Source organism: Sphingosinicella sp. YJ22 (assembly GCF_011320075.1).
In the GTDB taxonomy this organism is placed as follows: Bacteria; Pseudomonadota; Alphaproteobacteria; order Sphingomonadales; family Sphingomonadaceae; genus Allosphingosinicella.
Map to the genome: position 1 here is coordinate 15559 of NZ_JAANPA010000030.1, position 16003 is coordinate 31561.

Annotated in this window: 19 protein-coding genes and 1 tRNA gene; 10 read left to right on the plus strand and 10 right to left on the minus strand. The window is 68.4% G+C overall.

The window, feature by feature from the left end; translation table 11 throughout:
- Positions 1 to 60 precede the first annotated feature (60 nt).
- The 4 genes from G7B71_RS11185 (at position 61) to G7B71_RS11200 (ending at position 1736) form a co-directional block, all read left to right on the plus strand.
- Positions 61 to 510: a hypothetical protein gene (locus tag G7B71_RS11185; protein ID WP_166040886.1), complete on the plus strand. Its 450-nt coding sequence runs from the start codon at positions 61 to 63 to the stop codon at positions 508 to 510.
- A complete protein-coding gene (locus G7B71_RS11190) occupies positions 465 to 779 on the plus strand; it encodes a hypothetical protein (RefSeq protein WP_347708449.1) in 315 nt (104 codons plus the stop codon). Before G7B71_RS11185 ends, G7B71_RS11190 begins: the two co-directional genes overlap by 46 nt.
- Entirely contained in the window at positions 776 to 1426 is a 651-nt protein-coding gene (locus G7B71_RS11195; RefSeq protein ID WP_166040888.1) for a cyclase family protein, read from the plus strand. Before G7B71_RS11190 ends, G7B71_RS11195 begins: the two co-directional genes overlap by 4 nt.
- A 70-nt stretch (positions 1427 to 1496) precedes the next feature.
- Positions 1497 to 1736: a hypothetical protein gene (locus G7B71_RS11200; protein ID WP_166040890.1), complete on the plus strand. Its 240-nt coding sequence runs from the start codon at positions 1497 to 1499 to the stop codon at positions 1734 to 1736.
- Between the two features lie 27 nt (positions 1737 to 1763).
- Here the strand turns inward: G7B71_RS11200 and G7B71_RS11205 are convergent, their stop codons facing one another.
- Complete coding sequence (locus G7B71_RS11205) at positions 1764 to 2345, minus strand: tyrosine-type recombinase/integrase (protein WP_166040891.1); 582 nt, start codon at positions 2343 to 2345, stop codon at positions 1764 to 1766.
- A 435-nt stretch (positions 2346 to 2780) separates the two neighbouring features.
- Positions 2781 to 3128: a GIY-YIG nuclease family protein gene (locus tag G7B71_RS15835; protein ID WP_166040893.1), complete on the minus strand. Its 348-nt coding sequence runs from the start codon at positions 3126 to 3128 to the stop codon at positions 2781 to 2783.
- Positions 3129 to 3284: 156 nt separating this feature from the next.
- Here G7B71_RS15835 and G7B71_RS11215 point away from each other — a divergent pair, with 156 nt between their 5' ends.
- Positions 3285 to 3527: a hypothetical protein gene (locus G7B71_RS11215; protein ID WP_166040895.1), complete on the plus strand. Its 243-nt coding sequence runs from the start codon at positions 3285 to 3287 to the stop codon at positions 3525 to 3527.
- 126 nt (positions 3528 to 3653) lie between these two features.
- On the opposite strand, the gene G7B71_RS11220 is transcribed toward G7B71_RS11215, so the two are convergent.
- Positions 3654 to 4043 (minus strand): hypothetical protein, encoded by a 390-nt coding sequence (locus G7B71_RS11220; protein WP_166040897.1) that lies wholly within the window; start codon positions 4041 to 4043, stop codon positions 3654 to 3656.
- Between the two features lie 171 nt (positions 4044 to 4214).
- On the opposite strand from G7B71_RS11220, the gene G7B71_RS11225 reads away from it, so the two are divergent.
- Positions 4215 to 4388: a DUF1328 domain-containing protein gene (locus G7B71_RS11225; RefSeq protein WP_166040899.1), complete on the plus strand. Its 174-nt coding sequence runs from the start codon at positions 4215 to 4217 to the stop codon at positions 4386 to 4388.
- Positions 4389 to 4430: 42 nt separating this feature from the next.
- On the opposite strand, the gene G7B71_RS11230 is transcribed toward G7B71_RS11225, so the two are convergent.
- Together G7B71_RS11230 and G7B71_RS11235 are read right to left on the minus strand one after the other, a co-directional pair.
- Complete coding sequence (locus G7B71_RS11230) at positions 4431 to 5162, minus strand: Crp/Fnr family transcriptional regulator (RefSeq protein WP_166040901.1); 732 nt, start codon at positions 5160 to 5162, stop codon at positions 4431 to 4433.
- Positions 5163 to 5323: 161 nt separating this feature from the next.
- The gene (locus G7B71_RS11235) at positions 5324 to 5587 is read right to left on the minus strand and encodes a hypothetical protein (RefSeq protein WP_166040904.1); all 264 of its coding nucleotides are present in this window, start codon (positions 5585 to 5587) and stop codon (positions 5324 to 5326) included.
- A 263-nt stretch (positions 5588 to 5850) separates the two neighbouring features.
- On the opposite strand from G7B71_RS11235, the gene ybaL reads away from it, so the two are divergent.
- Complete coding sequence (gene ybaL / locus G7B71_RS11240; protein WP_166040906.1) at positions 5851 to 7506, plus strand: YbaL family putative K(+) efflux transporter; 1656 nt, start codon at positions 5851 to 5853, stop codon at positions 7504 to 7506.
- A 6-nt stretch (positions 7507 to 7512) separates the two neighbouring features.
- Here the strand turns inward: ybaL and G7B71_RS11245 are convergent, their stop codons facing one another.
- Together G7B71_RS11245 and G7B71_RS11250 are read right to left on the minus strand one after the other, a co-directional pair.
- A complete protein-coding gene (locus tag G7B71_RS11245; protein WP_166040908.1) occupies positions 7513 to 9486 on the minus strand; it encodes a beta-propeller domain-containing protein in 1974 nt (657 codons plus the stop codon).
- Positions 9487 to 9579: 93 nt separating this feature from the next.
- Positions 9580 to 10299: a folate-binding protein YgfZ gene (locus tag G7B71_RS11250; RefSeq protein ID WP_166040910.1), complete on the minus strand. Its 720-nt coding sequence runs from the start codon at positions 10297 to 10299 to the stop codon at positions 9580 to 9582.
- Between the two features lie 186 nt (positions 10300 to 10485).
- Between G7B71_RS11250 and pyrC the strand changes: the two genes are divergently transcribed.
- Positions 10486 to 11523, plus strand: a complete 1038-nt coding sequence (gene pyrC, locus G7B71_RS11255) for a dihydroorotase (protein WP_166040912.1) — start codon at positions 10486 to 10488, stop codon at positions 11521 to 11523.
- 30 nt (positions 11524 to 11553) lie between these two features.
- Here pyrC and G7B71_RS11260 read toward each other — a convergent pair whose 3' ends face one another.
- Positions 11554 to 12315 carry a DUF1134 domain-containing protein gene (locus G7B71_RS11260; RefSeq protein ID WP_166040914.1) on the minus strand — a complete coding sequence of 254 codons (762 nt, stop codon included), beginning with the start codon at positions 12313 to 12315 and terminating at the stop codon, positions 11554 to 11556.
- A gap of 173 nt (positions 12316 to 12488) precedes the next feature.
- Here G7B71_RS11260 and G7B71_RS11265 point away from each other — a divergent pair.
- A tRNA-Ser gene (locus G7B71_RS11265) sits at positions 12489 to 12581 on the plus strand.
- 15 nt (positions 12582 to 12596) lie between these two features.
- Here G7B71_RS11265 and G7B71_RS11270 read toward each other — a convergent pair.
- Positions 12597 to 13841: an ABC transporter permease gene (locus tag G7B71_RS11270; RefSeq protein WP_166040916.1), complete on the minus strand. Its 1245-nt coding sequence runs from the start codon at positions 13839 to 13841 to the stop codon at positions 12597 to 12599.
- On the minus strand, positions 13838 to 14788 hold the full coding sequence (locus G7B71_RS11275; RefSeq protein WP_243406215.1) for an ATP-binding cassette domain-containing protein: 951 nt from the start codon (positions 14786 to 14788) through the stop codon (positions 13838 to 13840). Before G7B71_RS11275 ends, G7B71_RS11270 begins: the two co-directional genes overlap by 4 nt.
- Before the next feature lie 63 nt (positions 14789 to 14851).
- Between G7B71_RS11275 and queG the strand changes: the two genes are divergently transcribed.
- Positions 14852 to 15901: a tRNA epoxyqueuosine(34) reductase QueG gene (gene queG, locus G7B71_RS11280; protein ID WP_166040920.1), complete on the plus strand. Its 1050-nt coding sequence runs from the start codon at positions 14852 to 14854 to the stop codon at positions 15899 to 15901.
- Positions 15902 to 16003 lie beyond the last annotated feature (102 nt).

Genomic DNA, 16003 nt, shown 5'->3' on the forward strand with positions numbered 1-16003 from the left:
TATTGTGGGGATGAGCGCATTCTCCCCAATGCCATTTTTAACGGCATTGGGGAGGACGACATGGTTCCCCGCAGCATCAGATTGATGTGCATCGCAATCGCCTCGGCGGCTTCGCTCCCTGTCGCGGGCGCCCCGCCGGCCACGGCGCAGCGCAACGTCAACGCCGTCTCGCCGGCGCTACCCAACAGCGCCCAGCGCCGCGCCATCCTCGCCGCTCTTCGCCCGGCGGTGGAGTCGCGGCTCGGCCCGAACGTCGAGTTCATGGTCGGCGACATCCGCGTGCGCCGCGGCTGGGCGATCGTCCATGCCGATCCGCGCCGGCGCGGCGGCGGACGGATTGACGGGCGCCGCATCTTCCCGAATTACGACGAGATGGATGGCCTCACCGTCACCGCGATCCTGCGCTACCAGAACGGCCGCTGGGGCCTCGTCGATCACGCGATCGGCGCGACCGACGCCTGGTATTGCGCGCCGCGCATCGCCGCCCCGCGGGAGCTGACCGCCTGCTGAGCGCCACCGCCGTCGAGATCCTGGTCGAGATCGCGGGCTGGATGGGCGCCGGCCTGATCCTGCTCGGCTATGTGCTCGTCACCGCCGACAAGCTGACCGGCCGCTCGCTCGCCTTCCAGTGGATGAACCTGCTCGGCGCCGCCGGCTTCGTGATCAACGGCGCGTGGCACGGCGCCATCCCGTCCGCGTCGCTCAACGTCGTGTGGATGGCGATCGCGCTCTACGCCCTGGTCCGGCTCTACCGAATCCGCCGGCGGCAGGCGGAATGAGCCGGTTCGTCGACCTCAGCCATAGCGTCGCCGACGGCACGGTCACCTACAAGGGCCTACCCGCGCCGAGTATCTGCGACTTCTGGACGCGGGAAGGCTCGGCGCAGCATTATGACGACGGCTCGAGCTTCCAGATCGGCCGGATCGACATGGTCGCCAACACCGGCACCTATCTCGACGCGCCGTTCCACCGCTATGCCGACGGCGACGATCTGGCGAAGGTCGCAATCGAGCGCTGCGCCGCGCTCGACGGGCTAGCCGTCCACGCGCCGGGCATGGCCGCCGACGCCGGCCTGTTCGAAGCCCTCGACGTGCGCGGCAAGGCGGTTCTGGTCCATACCGGCTGGTCGCGCCACTGGGGCAGCGACTCCTATTTCGAGGGCCACCCCTTCCTCACCGAGGCGGCCGCCCGCCTGCTCGCCGAGCGCGGCGCCGCCCTGGTCGGCATCGACAGCTATAATATCGACGACACGCGCACACGGCGGCGCCCGGTCCACACCGCCCTGCTCGGCGCCGGCGTGCTGATCGTCGAGCACATGACCAATCTGGGTGCGCTGCCGGCGAGCGGCTTCCGCTTCACCGCCGCCCCGCCGAAGATCGAAGGGATGGGCACCTTCCCGGTCCGCGCTTTCGCGGAGATCGGCTGAGGCGGGAAGCGGCCGCCAATGTCCGCTTTCGACCCATTGCGGACATTGCTGATCTGCGTAGATTGTTTGCATGAAACCCGTCGCTCTTTACGCTGCTTGGGTGCTTGGATCGGCTGCCTATTGGGCTGTTGCGCTGTTCCTCGTGCTGTTCATGAGCTGGGTCGTCGGGGGCGACTGTGGATTGGAGCAGAGTGACGCCGGCTTAGCGGCATGTGCCCAGGAAAAGCGGTGGGCGGTCGTCGGCACCTTAGCTGTGGTCGCAATCGTCTACATCATCGCCGTACGCGCCGTTATTCGTCACCGGCGCTGATGTCCGATTTCCATCCATTGTGGACACTCACAGCTCCAGCGCCTCAGATAGCTCCAGAGCATCGTCGACCTCCACCCCAAGGTATCGGACCGTGCTCTCCAGCTTGGTATGCCCCAGGAGCAGCTGGCAGGCGCGTAGGTTGCCAGTTTTCTTGTACAGGAGGGACACCTTCGTTCGTCGCATGCTGTGGGTGCCGTAGGCGGCCGGATCGAGGCCAAGCAGGGCGACCCAGTGCTTGAGCCTACGCGCGTATTGCCGCGTGCTCAGATGCCGGCCGCGACCCTGGCGACTGGGGAAGATCCATTCCTCCAGGAGCGAGCGGCAGGCGAGCCAATCGGACAACGAGCGGCGCGTCTGCTCGGTCACCTCGAACTGAACCGGCCGCCCGGTTTTGCGCTGGAGGATCATCACCCGCGTCCGCACCCTACCGTTTGAGACCAGGTCCGACACCCGGAGCGCCACCAGGTCACACGCCCGCAGCTTGCTGTCCAAGGCAAGGTCGAACAGCGCGAGGTCCCTGAGCCGCTTCGCGACCTGAAGTCGGATGCGGATGCCCCACACGTGAACCGGCTTTAGGGCGAGCTTAGAACCCGTGCGTCGTTGCAGCATGATGGCCTCCAGCAGGATTGCCGGTGACCTACGGCTTCAGCGGCCGGAGTGTCCGTTACGGGTGGAGAGTGGACGCTCACCAGTCGCGTAAGAGCCAAGCGATGTAGGCCAAAGACGCAACGAGCAGCATGGCGATCGCGCCTATCGTCGCGACGGCTGCCCACCAGCGGGAAGTCTTGTCTGTATATGCCATAGGACAAGAGGGTAACGGCGCATTCAATGTCCGCAATGGGTCGTAAGCGGACGCTCGATCAGGGATCGGATGGAAGGTCCGCTTTCGCCAATGTCACCGCCAAGAATCGGATAGCCGTGCGGGTGAAGGAGTAACGCGAATCCTGAGCCGGGGTCCGCGCAGGCGATTATTCAGTTTACAAGAGGCCGGCCGCGAGCTTGTAACCGACCATGATCCGAAGCCGGTCAACGAACGGCTGAGGCTTACGGTGAAACACGAGTGGGCGGAGAACTCCGAGTGATATTGCCCGAGGAACTGCTGATCTGGGGCGCACTGCTTCTTGCTGGGGTTTCAGGTGTGGGGGCATTCTTCAAAGCGCGTCGAGCCCGAGAGCGCAGGAGGTGGCGCGCGAAGCGACCGATCCACGTGAAGCTACAGCAGACGCTGGACTGACGCTTCAGTCGCAAGCGCATGTGAGGGTCACCCGCGGAGCCGGTGCCCTCCTTGTGCCTATGGATACGGGCGGCAAGGTTCGAGGTCACGCCGACATAGATCGCGCCGCGGTAGCGATCCGCCATGATGTACACCCAGCCGCCACGCCGTTCGTCCATCGCGCGAGCAGGGAAGGAAGCGGGACCCCGGGTCAAGCCCGGGGTGACGGGCGGGGAGTGGGCCGCCAGGAGCGCAATATCCGCTTTCGACCCATTGCGGACGTCCGGTTTACCAGTCATCTTTGGGCATGTCGCGAGAATGGTGGGCCGTGTGCCATGCAGAAAAAGTGGCTTGTCGAAGGCAAGGACGTCTTTGCCAACGAATGGTACGCAATCGGCCGCTTTCAGACACGCCATGAGGCAGTTGCCGCAGCCCGAGAGACGTTCCTGAGATTGCAACCACCGCCGGGCAAGCCGGACTTGAGTGGAGGGCCGCATCCGCCGGGCATTCAGGACCGCATCTTCATCGTTCCGCCGGAAGGCGAGGGGGAGGGATGGCAGTACCTGGGGGAAGAATAGTCAGCTAAGCCAAAGCCGGTCCCCGCAAGTTGTGTCCTCGCCCGCTTTCCACCCGAAGCGGACATTCAGCCTGAGCGACGGCTTTTGGACCATTGCGGACTTCGGTGATCCGGGCTCGGAAGAAGGTCACCCTGCGGGTGGCGGACCGCATTCGAGGACGCTGAGGATTCCGTTCCAGTGTATCTGCGCCGTCTCGCTGCGGCGACCGACCATGATGGAGAGCGTCGAGGCCTCCGCTTCATGAGCCGGGCCGTTCCGCTGCACCAGGCTTTGCAGGAATCGCACGCCCGAACGTTCGTGATCGAAGTCGATCCGGCCTTCCCAGCAAGCTGAATAAGCGCACAGGGAGATCGAATCGCCAACGCGCGTGAGGCGCATGGGGGTGAAGCTTTCGGTTTCCACGCGACAGTGAGCGCCGTCGCACTGGATTTCCGCAGCCCTGTTGCTGCAGGAAAAGTCTTGCCCCAGTGCCGGCATTGGCGCCGCCAAGAGCGCCAGGAATGTGGCAGCCGCCATTCTCACGCACTGAGTAGAACCCAAGGGGCACGATTGCGCAAGCGTGGCCAATGTCCGCTTTCCACCCATGGTGGGCGATCCGCGGCCGCTGTAGATCAGGCGGCTCCAGTGAGAACCTTTCGACCTGCTGCATCGTTCACAAAGCGAACCCTCACAACAGGAAGATTCTCGATGCTCAAATGGGCCGCTGTTTTTGCTGTCGTCGCGCTGGTTCTCGGCATTCTCGGTTTCGGCGCCATTGCCGGGCTGGCGTGGGACCTGGCGAAGATCCTGTTCTGGATCGCGCTGATCATCGCAATCGCGTTGTTCGTGCTCGGATACACCGTCTACCGAAAAGTCACCTGAGGCCCGGGGGTCTTCGCCAGCGCACCGGGGTGAAGCGGAGCCTCACGCCGCGGCGTGGAGGTAGGCCGGGTCGAAGCTGCTGATCGCCCGCAGCCGGCCGAAATCCTCGATGCACACGCCTCTCGCGACGACGGACAGCGCCCCGGCCTCGCGCAGCTGGCGAAGCATGCGGTTGACGTGAACCGCGGTGAGGCCGGTGGCGTCGGCAATCTGCTCCTGGGTCAGCGGCAGCAGCAGATGGTCCTCGCTGGCCGCTCCGGCCGCGAGGACTCGCGCGGCGAGCTCGCTCAGCATGTGCGCGATGCGGGTCCTGGCGTCGCGGCGGCCGACATTGAGCACCCATTCGCGGAACACCGACGCGTCGATCAGCGCGTCGCGCCACAGCGCCTGGCCGATATTGGGCCGGTCGAGGGCCAGGGCGCGCAACCTGTCGGCCGGCACCCAGGCGATATCGGCGGCGGTGACCGTCTCGACATCGTGGTCGGCGCGCTCGAGCATCAGGTGCTGGACGTCGAGCAGGTCGCCGGCGACATGGAAGGAGACGATCTGGCGCTTGCCGTCCGCGCTCGTCTTGTGGCGGCAGGCATAGCCGTCCACCAGCAGGCAGCATTGGGCGACGATGCTGCCCTCGCTGACCAGAACCCGGCCGGCCGGCACCGCCTCCGGGCGATAGGGCAAGGCGGCCAGCAGCTGCCGGTCGTCGGGGTCCAGTGGAGCGAGGCGGCGCAGCTTCCTGATCAGCCCCGCCGCCGGCTCATTGTCATTCGCGGGCATCGATTCCTCGATGGATTTCGGTTTTACCCCGTAACGATCAACTTCGGGACGGGTTTCCAACATCATCGCGGCAGCTCGTTCCGGCCCCGATCCAAGCCCTTTTTCCGGCGGCGGTCGGGCAATGCGCTGACGAAGATGCGTTGCGCGACGCGGATCAGCCCCTAGGTAGGGACGATGCCGAACGGCGTTTCCTCTGCAGCGCGCGCCCCCGGGAAAGCGCCGCCGGCCGGCATGCTTGCCGCCTGGCTGCTGCTGCTGACCGTCCTCACCCATGCCCTGCTGCCATTGGGCGCGCCATGGACTCGGACGAGCGGTTCCGCGTTCAGCGCGAGCACCGTCGAGGTGAGCACCGCCCCCGCCCGCGCCCGCCAGCAGGCCAAGGCCGGGCTCACCCGACGCGCCGATCCGCCGCGCGCCGCGCTCATGCCGGTCCTTGCACCCGCGGCAGCGCCGGCCGTCGTCGACCGCGGCCACAACCTAGGCGGCGGCCCTCGGCGCACGGCGGCCCAGCCCCGGGCGCCCCCGATTTCCTGATCCCCGTCATCCGGCGGAGCGCCGATGCTCCGTCGTCCGGGCGCAACGCGATTGCGCCGCCGAGGTGAAGGACTTCGACATGACCATAAGACCCGAAGCGCGTGCACTGCCGGTGCATGCGCCGCTTGACCGCACCAACTGAGGAGGGGGAGCGATGCCTCATCACACGCCGCTGATCGGCACCATCGTCGCCGCCCTCGTCGCCGCCTTCCTGATGGGCGCGATCGCCCAGCGCCTCAAAGTGTCGCCGATCGCGGGCTACCTGCTCGCCGGAGTCATCGTCGGCCCGTTCACGCCGGGCGTGGTCGCCGACGTCGGCCTCGCCCAGGAGCTCGCCGAGATCGGCGTGATCCTGCTCATGTTCGGAGTTGGTCTCCATTTCTCGCTGCGCGACCTGCTGTCGGTGCGGCGGATCGCGGTTCCGGGCGCGGTCGCCCAGATCGCCGTCGCCACCCTGATGGGCATGGCGCTGGCCTGGGCGCTCGGCTGGGGGCTGCTCGCCGGCTTCGTGTTCGGCCTCGCTCTGTCGGTGGCGAGCACGGTGGTGCTGCTGCGTGCGCTGGAGAGCCGCAACCTCGTCCAGACCGAGCGCGGCCGGATCGCGGTCGGCTGGCTGATCGTCGAGGACCTCGCCATGGTGCTGGCGCTGGTCGTCCTGCCCGGCATCGCCGCGGCGATGAACCAGCCCGAGGGCGGCGGCAGCGCGATCGCCGCCTCGCTGCTCGGCACCGTGCTCAAGGTCACCGGCTTCGTCGCACTGATGCTGATCGTCGGGCGCCGCCTCATTCCGGCCGCGCTCCACTGGGTCGTCCATACCGGCTCGCGCGAGCTGTTCCGCCTCGCCGTGCTTGCGATCGCGCTCGGAGTCGCGTTCGGCGCGGCCTTCGTGTTCAGCGTGTCGTTCGCATTGGGCGCCTTCTTCGCCGGAATGATCCTGGGCGAGACCCAGCTCAGCCGCCGCGCCACCGAGGAGACTCTGCCGCTTCGCGACGCCTTCGCGGTGCTGTTCTTCGTGTCGGTCGGAATGCTGTTCGACCCGGCCGTGATCGTCGAGCAGCCGCTGCCGCTTCTCGCCACGGTCGCCATCATCGTGGTCGGCAAGTCGCTCGCCGCCTACGCGCTGGTGCGGCTGTTCGGGCACGACAACCAGACTGCGTTGACCGTCTCAGCCAGCCTCGCGCAGATCGGCGAATTCTCGTTCATCCTTGCGGGGCTGGGGACCGGCCTCGGAATCCTGCCCGACGAGGGCCGCGACCTGATCCTGGCCGGCGCGATCCTGTCGATCCTGTTGAACCCGTTCATCTTCACCGCGGTCGCGTCGCGCGGGCAGCGCGGCGTCCGCGCCGGCGGGACCGCCGCCGAGTTCGCCGCGGCGGTCGAGGAGCAGAAGGAAGAACGGCGCGAGGATCACCTGATCCTGATCGGCTACGGCCGCGTCGGCAGCCTCATCGCCGCCGGCCTGCGCGAGGCGTCGCGCGGGTTCGTCATCGTTGAGGATCAGTCCGACATGGCGGCACGGGCGGCCGCGGACGGCATGAGCGCGGTGCACGGCAACGCGGCCCGCGAGGACGTGCTGCGCGAGGCCGGCATCGAGCGCGCCACCGGCCTGCTGATTGCCATCCCGGAAGGGTTCGAGGCGGGCGCGATCGCCGAGCGGGCGCGGCGCATCAATCCCGGCATCGAGGTCATCGCCCGCGCCCATAGCGACGAGGAGGTCGAGCATCTCCGCCGCCTCGGCGCGGCCCATGTGGTGATGGGCGAGCGCGAGATCGCCCGCCACATGCTGGCGCTCGCCAAGACCGGAGACTGAGCCGGCCTACTCCTCCCGGCGCTGCGACACCGCGACGCGCGGGGCGAAGTTGGTTCGGGCCGTCTCGCGGATTCGGCCGCCCGTCATCTGCCCTTCGACCAGCTCGTAGCCGAGCAGGGCGAAGATGCGGCCGCGCCAGAAGATCGGCCGGGCGTTGCCGTACCAGTCGACGCAGGACGCCCGGCAGCCGTCGTCGGCGATGTGGGCGAGCTGGGCGTCGAGCTCGCCGGCCGGGCTGAAGCGGTGCGAGTCGCGGCGCAGGAACAGCATCGTCGCGGCGCTTCCGAAGAAGCGGCGGTAGCGCTCCTCCACCGCCTTGGCGATCGGCAGGCCGAGGGTTCCCGAGGCGCCGTCGCGGCTGCCCGGATCGGGGCTGTAGAAGAAGGCGTGGCTGCGCGATTCGCCCTGGCCGGCGGATTGGTGGACGTAGCGGCTGCCGACGCCCGGATCGCGGCCGGACAGGTCGATCTCGGTGAAGCCGAGATCCCGGCCTCCGCCCCCGACCACGAGGGCGTCGCGGCCGAGCACCTCGATCCGCTCGACGTCATGGGCCAGGGCAAGCTCGTGCGCCGGCCCGCCGCTTACCGACGCGGCGGTGACCCAGCCGGCGCCGTCGCGCGGCCGTCCGTAGGAGCCGCCGGTGCCGTAGAGGACATAGTCGCCGACGAACCGGTTGTGGAATTCGTAGCCGGCTCCGCGCGGCGGCGGCAGATCGCGGTAGAAGCGCGCCGGCGCTTCGTCGGAGCCGTCGCCGAACGCGCCGAACGGCACCTGCAGCAAGGCGACTCGGCCGGCGCTGAACTCGGGCCGCCACATCGCGTCGCCGCCGCCTTCGGAGCGGACCAGAACGTCGACGCGGCCTTCGCGCGCGTCCTCGCGGAAGGAGAATTGATCGGTCGGTGCGCCGCGCGCGGCGATCGCCGCCGGCCGCGCCTCCTCGTCGAACGGCAGGCGGTAGAGATAGGAGCCGGGTCGGCGCTGCTTCGGGTCTTGGCGCCAGTCGGCGATCCACAGATAGACCGCGTTGCCGGACACGTAGAAGGTGCGCGACGACGGACCCAGCACCGCGGTGGCGTCGCAATCGAGCTCCGGCGCGGTGAGATCGCAGCTGATCACGCTGTGCAACGCGTCGAGATTCGCGTCGCGGTCGTCGCGCAGGCGGGGCGCGATATAGACGCGGCGGGAATCGGCGATCCGGCGGAAGGCGGCGCGGTCGTTGTCGCCGCGCCAGCGGCGCACCGCCGGCAGGGCGTCGAGCGGATCGCCGCTGCCGTAACCGAGGTAGAGCGGCGTATAATAGACGAGCCGGTTGCCGATCAGCCGCGAGGCGTAGTTGCGCGACGAATAATAATCGTTGGAGCGCAGGTGATAGGCGTCCTCGAAGCGCAGCCGCCCGTCGGGCGAGATCCGGAAGCGGTTCACCTCGGTGCCGCCGCGGCCGTAGCTGTAGCCGATGACGATGACCCGGTCGCCGGCGACCAGCATCTCGTCATACCAGTCGCTGCCCGCATTCACGCCGGGCGGGAAGGCGTCGATCGAGTCGATCGGACGCATCGATCCGTCGGCCAGCGAGACGGTGAAGATGCGGCCGCGGCGAAGGATGACGAGCATGTCGCGGTACGTCTTGACGATGCCGCCTTCGTCGACGCCGGCTTCCTGGGTGTTGGTGATGCCCGGCTCGGCGGCGACGAGGCCCGCCGATTCTTGCGCCGTCGCGGCGGGCGCGGCCGGCGCGGGAACCGCCATATCGTAAGCGACGCTTGCCCCGCGCCGGCGCTGTTGCTGCCGCTGGCGAAGGAAGCTGCGAAGCTCGTCGTCGGAACGGAAGGCGACGAGGCCGCCGCTCTGGCCCTGCTGAAGGTTCGCATTGGCCGGGCCGGGCAGCGGCCCGAGCGCGGCGAGGCCGGCGACGGCGACGGCGGCGAGGCTGGCGGTGACGATGAGATTGCGGCGTGCCGCGATGCGTCCGAGCTTGCGCATAGGTCCTCCTCCTGAACCATCGCCCCGGGACAGCATGTTATGTCATAACATGCCCGCAAGCAAGAGACGGCCCGCCGCCGCGTCTCGCCCGAGTCAGGAGGAAGCCAGAGCGGAGCTTAACCAGTCCGGAATGATCGCGCCGCCCAAGTCATCGACGCGGCGATGATCGACGGCGAGGGCGAGATCGGGATAGTGGATCCGGGTGCGCGGGCCGGGCTCGGCGGCGGGCACGACGACGAGGCGGCGGTTGACCTTCTGCCGCCAGTTCATCCGCGCGGTATTCTCCTGGCCGACATAGCAGCCCTTGTCGAAGGCGACTCCGTTGAGCTCGGCGGCGTTGCATTCGAGCCAGAGCGTCTTGTCCTGGCCTAGTTCTGCGGCGCCTTCGGTGACTCCGAGGCGAAGGCGGTGCTCGCGCCAGCCAGTGGCAGGATCCGTGGCGGACGCAAGCCAGCGGCGGCCGAGCGCCGGAAGGCGGGGGTCGGGACTGCCCTGGTCGCCGCCGGGCGCCCAGTGAACCGCGAGTGCCGGCTCAAGCTCGATCGCGATCGGGCGGCGCAGGCGATAGAGCTTGAGGCGCTTAGCCAGGGCCTCGGCCTGGTCCGCCTCGCAGTCGACCAGCACGTCGTCGCCGTCCGCCCACAGGATGAAGTCGAACAGCGCCTTCCCCTGTGCGCTGAGAAGCCCCGCCCAGAGTGGCTTGTCGGGCGCGAGCAGGGTCACGTCGTTGGTGACGAGCCCCTGGAGGAAACCGCGCACGTCCTCCCCGGAGAGGCGGACGAGGGCTCGGTCGGTAAGCGTGGTGGTGGGCATGGTGGGGAGATGCGCCTTCTCACCCCTCCCTTTCAAGGGAGGGGTCGGGGGTGGGTAGCGGTGAGGAGGCTCGATGCCTCCGAAGCGCTGCAATTCACCGTGATCGAGTCTATTGGCGCGCAGACGCGCGCACCCACCCCAACCCCTCCCTTGAAAGGGAGGGGCGAAGAAGGGCACAGCGCCTGCATGACCGACAGCATCACCATCCGCCGCCCCGACGACTGGCATGTCCACCTTCGCGACGGGGCGATGCTGAAGGCGGTCGCGGGCCATACCGCGCGGCAGTTCGCCCGGGCGATCGTGATGCCCAACCTGGCGCCGCCGGTGACCACCGTGGCCGCGGCCGAGGCGTATCGCGGGCGAATTCTCGCTGCGCTTCCGGAAGTGGCGGACTTCACGCCGCTGATGACCTGCTATCTGACCGACGACGCCGATGCCGACGAGATCGCGCGCGGCCATAGCGCCGGCGTGTTCACCGCGTGCAAGCTCTATCCGGCCAACGCCACCACCAACAGCGCCCATGGCGTCACCGACATCGCCAACATCTATCCGGTGCTGGAGAGGATGCAGGCGATCGGGATGCCTCTGCTCGTCCATGGCGAGGTGACCGATCCCGACGTGGACGTGTTCGACCGCGAGGCGGTGTTCATCGAGCGGGTGCTGTCGCGGGTGGTGCGCGACCTGCCCGAGCTCAAGATCGTGTTCGAGCATATCACCACTGCGGAAGGCGTCGATTTCGTCATGGCGGCGGGGCCGAACATCGCCGCAACGGTGACTCCCCAGCATCTCATCATCAACCGCAACGCGATCTTCGCCGGCGGGCTGAGGCCGCACGCCTACTGCCTGCCGGTCGCGAAGCGGGAGAAGCATCGGCTCGCGGTGCGCAGGGCGGCGACGTCGGGCTCGCCCAAACTCTTCCTCGGCACCGATAGCGCGCCGCACGCGCTGGAGGCCAAGGAGAGCGGCTGCGGCTGCGCCGGAATCTTCAACGCGCCCTATGCGCTCGAAAGCTACGCCACCGTGTTCGAGGAGGAAGGCGCGCTCGACAAGCTCGAGGCGTTCGCGTCGGAGAATGGCCCGCTATTCTACGGCCTGCCGCTCAACCAGGCGCGGGTGACGCTGGTGCGCGAGGAGCAGGCGGTGCCGGACAGCCTGCCGGCGGCGGGGACGAGCGTCGTCCCCTTCCACGCCGGCGAGACGCTGCGCTGGCGGTTCGCCGGATGACGCGCCCCGGCCGGAGCCGGGGCTAGTCGGTCAGAAGGGCAGCCAGCGGTTGCGCTCGGAAAAGCGCATATAGCCGACATTGACGCCCAGCCGGGCGCCGACTCCGAGGCGGATCGGGATCAGCACGACGTCGCCGCGGCGCAGATAGTTGGCGCTGAACCCGCCGACGAAATAGGCGCGGCCCTCGCCGCCCGGATAGCGGCGGAACAGCTGCTGGCCGTCATAGAGGTTGTAGACCAGGATGAAGACCTTGCTGGCGTCGGCGCCGGCATCGAGACCGACCGACGGGCCGGTCCAGTAGACGACCCGGTCGCCCTCGATCTGGTGGCGCATCACGCCCGAGCCCCAGCGCGCTCCGACGATGAAGGCGCCGCTGGCCTCCTGGCCGGAAATATAGGCGATCGGCTCGCCCTGATCGCGAAGGATGTCCTCGAGGATCCCGGCGAGACCCTCGGCGCCGCGGCCGAACAGGCCCTCGGCGGCCTGGAAGATATCGTCGCGCGGGACCGTCTGGCCGGGCGCGGCCGTGGTGGTCTGGACGGGCGGCGTCGCGGGCGCGGTCTCGACCGGCGTCGAGTCGGCGGCCGCAGCCTCGTCCTCGGCGGTGCCGAGCGGGGTCCACTCGTCGCCCGCCGGCGGCGTCTCGGCCGGCTGCTGCGCGTACGGATCCTCGGCCGGTTGCTGCCAGCCGGCGCCGGTGTCCGGATCGACATTCTGGACCTGCGCCGACAGGGTGCCGGGCAGTGAGACGAAAGCCGCCAACGCGGCCAGATGTACGAACGCCCTCTTCATGGCGAAAACCCCCGCAGGTTACGCATTACACGCCTGCTAAGACCATGATCATGCCTGGGCTTTCGCGTCCATGAATGGGCGGCGAGGCGAGTCGGAATTGCGCCGGACCGAAGCCGATTGCCCAGTTGAAGAGGCAGGAATGCCTCACTATAGGCATCGCTCCGGCCGTTCGCGGAGACGTGGGTGAGTGGCTGAAACCAGCGGTTTGCTAAACCGCCGTAGGGGGATTACTCCTACCGAGGGTTCGAATCCCTCCGTCTCCGCCAATCGCCGCGCCGGGATCAGCCCCGGCGCCGGCCCAGCGACAGCCGCGGCATGATGCGCAGCTCGCCGCCCGATTTCAGAACCGTCCTGCGGAACATGCCGGCCGAGATCCGGATGATCAGGAAGACCCACAGGGCCTGCCAGGCGATGGCGAGGAGATGCGGCCACAAAGCCGGCGACTGGCCGGCCTCGGCGATCATCGCCAGCGGCGAGGTGAACGGGAAGATGTAGGCGATCATCGGCAGGATCCCGCCCTTGTTGCCGACCACCAGCATCGCCAGCACGAACACGCCCATCTGGAGGAAGGTGACCGGCATATTGAGGGTCTGCACCTCGCGCACGCTGTTGGCCTGGGCGCCGATGCCGAGGAACAGCGAGCCGAGCAGCATGTAGTTCATCGTGTAATAGATTGGCAGCAGGATGGCGTAGACGCCCCAGCCGACCGCCGGCGAGATGGCCGGGAGCTCGACGCCCTCCGGCAGCAGCTGCAGCGAGAAGGCGGCGGTGAGCGCGAACACGCCGCCCCACAAGGCGATACCGACCAGCGACACGGCGAGCATGGCCATGAGCTTGCCGAGGAAGATGGCGTCGAGCGGCACCGCGGCGGCGAGCACCTCGATCACCTTGTTGGATTTCTCCTCGATGAGGTTCGACAGAAGCATCGTCGCCAAGAGAAGCGTGAAGAAGAAGATGATGAACTGGCCGAACCGCGCCACCCCGGTGCGGATCTCGCGGAGGTTGCCGACCGCCTCGCCGGTGATGTCGCGCTGGATCGCCGCCGGGCGGAAGTCCGGCGACGCCGTGGCGAGCGCGGCGCTGCGCTGGGCCTGCTCGACGAGCAGGGTCATGCGCTCGCCGACGAACTCGTCGATGCGCTCGGGGCCGGACAGGACCGGGCGCTCGAGGGTGCCGCTGAACACGCCCGACAGGCCGGCGTCCTCGTCGGCGAGGAGGATTCGCGCCTGCGCCCCGACATTGTCGGCCGCGTCGATTCGGCGAAGCAACGGGAAGGCCCGCTCGCTGGTCAGCGACGTGAGATGGGCGCGCGCCTGGTCGAGCGCGTTGGCGGTCTCGCTGTCGGCGATGACCGCGACGACGGGAATGTCCTCCATGTCGGACCTGGCGCTGACGAAGCCGATCAGGATCGAGAAGCCGACGACCAGCAACGGGGTCAGCATGAAGAAAATGAAGCTGCGCGTGTAGACGCTGGCGATGAAGTCGCGCCGAGCGATGACCCAGGCGGCTTCCATGATGCTGCTCATTGCGCCGCCTCCAGGTCCGCCAGCTGGTCGCGTTCGATCTGCCGGGCGGCGCTCTCACCGGCGATCTGGACGAAGGCGTCGTGAAGGCCGGGCCGCTCGATCGACAGTTCCTCGATGCCCGCGCCGCCGTCCATCAGCGCCTTGAGCAGCGGCTCGACGCCCTGGAGCGGGAGCTCGAAGTGCCAGACCTCGCCCTTCTGGACCGCCTCGGCAGGCAAGGCGGCGCGCCAAGCGCCGTCCTTCTGGCGGGTCCTGAGGCGCACCTGCGGCCGCAACCGGTCGCGCGCCGCGGCTACCTCGCCCTCGAAGCGGACCGAGCCGTCGGCGATGATCGCGATCCGCTCGCACAGCCGCTCGGCATGGTGGATGACATGGGTCGAGAAGATGACGGTGGTGCCGGCCGCCGCCTCGTCGCGGATCAGCTGCTCGAGCCGGCCCTGGTTGATCGCGTCGAGGCCGGAGAAAGGCTCGTCGAGGACGACCAGCTTGGGCTGGTGGACGATGGTGCCGAACAGCTGGACGGTCTGGGCCATGCCCTTGGACAGGCTCTTGATCGGCTTGGCGGCATAATCGCCGAGGCCGTTGTCGCGAAGCAGCGCGTCGCCGCGCTTGCGGCCGACGTCGAGCGGCAGGCCGCGAAGCGCGCCCATGAAGGCGATCGCCTCGCGGCAGTGCATCGAGGGGTAGAGTCCGCGCTCCTCGGGCAGATAGCCGACCTCGCGGGCGGCATCGAGCGGGCGGTCGCGGCCGAGCAGGGTGCGGCTGCCGCGGTCGGGCTCGATGATGCCGAGAAGCATGCGCAGAGTCGTGGTCTTGCCGGCGCCGTTGGGGCCGAGGATTCCGTAGATGCTGCCCCGCGGCACCTGAAGATCGATGCCGTTGACCGCGGGCTTGCCGTCGAAGGCCTTGAAAAGGCCTTTGGCCTCAATCGCTAAACCGCCAGACACGCCCACCAAACTCCCCGCCGATATGGCTTGTGCTATCGCCCGGCGATGCCACATGGCAAGCCTATGGACCGCCGCCTTCTCGAGGACAAAGCACGCGAGCTCGGCTTCTGCGCGTTCGGCATCGCGCCGGCCGACGCCGCGCCCGCGAGCGCCGCTCGGCTGCGCGAGTGGCTCGACCGCGGCGCCCATGGCAGCATGATCTGGATGGAGGAGACCGCCGAGCGCCGCGCCCGGCCGACGTCGCTGTGGCCGGACGTCAGGAGCGTGATCGCGCTGGGCATGAGCTACGCCCCCGCCGCCGACCCGCTGGCGCTGGCGGAGCATCCCGACCGCGGCCGGATCTCGGTCTATGCCCAGGGCGGCGACTATCACGACACGGTCAAGAAGGCGCTGAAGCACCTCGCCCGCTGGATGGTCGCGCAGGTGCCGAGCGACCCTTCGACAGGCTCAGGACACAGCTTGAAGGTGTTCGTCGACACCGCGCCGGTGATGGAGAAGCCGCTTGCCGAGGCCGCAGGCCTCGGCTGGCAGGGCAAGCACACCAATCTGGTCAGCCGCGAGGACGGTTCCTGGCTGTTCCTCGGCGCGATCTTCACCACGCTCGAGCTGGAGCCGGACTCGCCCCACGCCCCGCGTTGCGGCTCGTGCACGCGCTGCCTCGACGCCTGTCCCACCAACGCCTTCCCGGCGCCGTTCCAGATCGATGCGCGGCGCTGCATCTCCTATCTCACCATCGAGCATAAGGGCCCGATCCCGAACGAGCTGCGGACGGCGATCGGCAACCGGATCTATGGCTGCGACGACTGCCTGGCGGTGTGCCCGTGGAATCGCTTCGCCCAGGCCGCCCGCGCCAACGCCGCCTTCGCGCCGCGCGCCGAATTGACCGCCCCTGCCCTCGCCGACCTGCTCGCGCTCGACGATGCCGGCTTCCGCCAGGTCTTCTCGGGATCGCCGATCAAGCGGATCGGCCGGGGCCGGATGGTCCGCAACGCCGCCATCGCCGCCGGCAATAGCGGCCTTCCCGACCTCATCCCGCCGCTTCAGAAGCTGGTCGAGGACGAGGACCCCGTGGTGGCGGAAGCGGCGGTCTGGGCGCTTGAGCGGCTGAGGTAAAGCGAAGGGGCAGGATCGCCGCGCGTCGCGAGACGTCGTCGGCGATCCTGCCCCGGAACCCGGCCTCGCGGCCGGTCGATCTGATCGCTGCCTTGGTGGTGC

Bases quoted from the DNA above. Each gene is read 5' to 3' on its own strand.
- ybaL (WP_166040906.1), top strand. From the start codon at position 5,851: ATGCCTCATCACACGCCGCTGATCGGCACCATCGTCGCCGCCCTCGTC.
- G7B71_RS11200 (WP_166040890.1), top strand. From the start codon at position 1,497: ATGAAACCCGTCGCTCTTTACGCTGCTTGGGTGCTTGGATCGGCTGCC.
- G7B71_RS11195 (WP_166040888.1), top strand. From the start codon at position 776: ATGAGCCGGTTCGTCGACCTCAGCCATAGCGTCGCCGACGGCACGGTC.
- G7B71_RS11185 (WP_166040886.1), top strand. From the start codon at position 61: ATGGTTCCCCGCAGCATCAGATTGATGTGCATCGCAATCGCCTCGGCG.
- G7B71_RS11230 (WP_166040901.1), bottom strand. From the start codon at position 5,162: ATGCCCGCGAATGACAATGAGCCGGCGGCGGGGCTGATCAGGAAGCTG.
- G7B71_RS11225 (WP_166040899.1), top strand. From the start codon at position 4,215: ATGCTCAAATGGGCCGCTGTTTTTGCTGTCGTCGCGCTGGTTCTCGGC.
- pyrC (WP_166040912.1), top strand. From the start codon at position 10,486: ATGACCGACAGCATCACCATCCGCCGCCCCGACGACTGGCATGTCCAC.
- G7B71_RS11215 (WP_166040895.1), top strand. From the start codon at position 3,285: ATGCAGAAAAAGTGGCTTGTCGAAGGCAAGGACGTCTTTGCCAACGAA.
- G7B71_RS11245 (WP_166040908.1), bottom strand. From the start codon at position 9,486: ATGCGCAAGCTCGGACGCATCGCGGCACGCCGCAATCTCATCGTCACC.
- G7B71_RS11235 (WP_166040904.1), bottom strand. From the start codon at position 5,587: ATGAGCGCGGCGCGCGGCGGATCGGCGCGTCGGGTGAGCCCGGCCTTG.
- G7B71_RS11270 (WP_166040916.1), bottom strand. From the start codon at position 13,841: ATGAGCAGCATCATGGAAGCCGCCTGGGTCATCGCTCGGCGCGACTTC.
- G7B71_RS11260 (WP_166040914.1), bottom strand. From the start codon at position 12,315: ATGAAGAGGGCGTTCGTACATCTGGCCGCGTTGGCGGCTTTCGTCTCA.
- G7B71_RS11220 (WP_166040897.1), bottom strand. From the start codon at position 4,043: ATGGCGGCTGCCACATTCCTGGCGCTCTTGGCGGCGCCAATGCCGGCA.
- G7B71_RS11250 (WP_166040910.1), bottom strand. From the start codon at position 10,299: ATGCCCACCACCACGCTTACCGACCGAGCCCTCGTCCGCCTCTCCGGG.
- queG (WP_166040920.1), top strand. From the start codon at position 14,852: ATGGACCGCCGCCTTCTCGAGGACAAAGCACGCGAGCTCGGCTTCTGC.
- G7B71_RS11205 (WP_166040891.1), bottom strand. From the start codon at position 2,345: ATGCTGCAACGACGCACGGGTTCTAAGCTCGCCCTAAAGCCGGTTCAC.
- G7B71_RS15835 (WP_166040893.1), bottom strand. From the start codon at position 3,128: ATGGACGAACGGCGTGGCGGCTGGGTGTACATCATGGCGGATCGCTAC.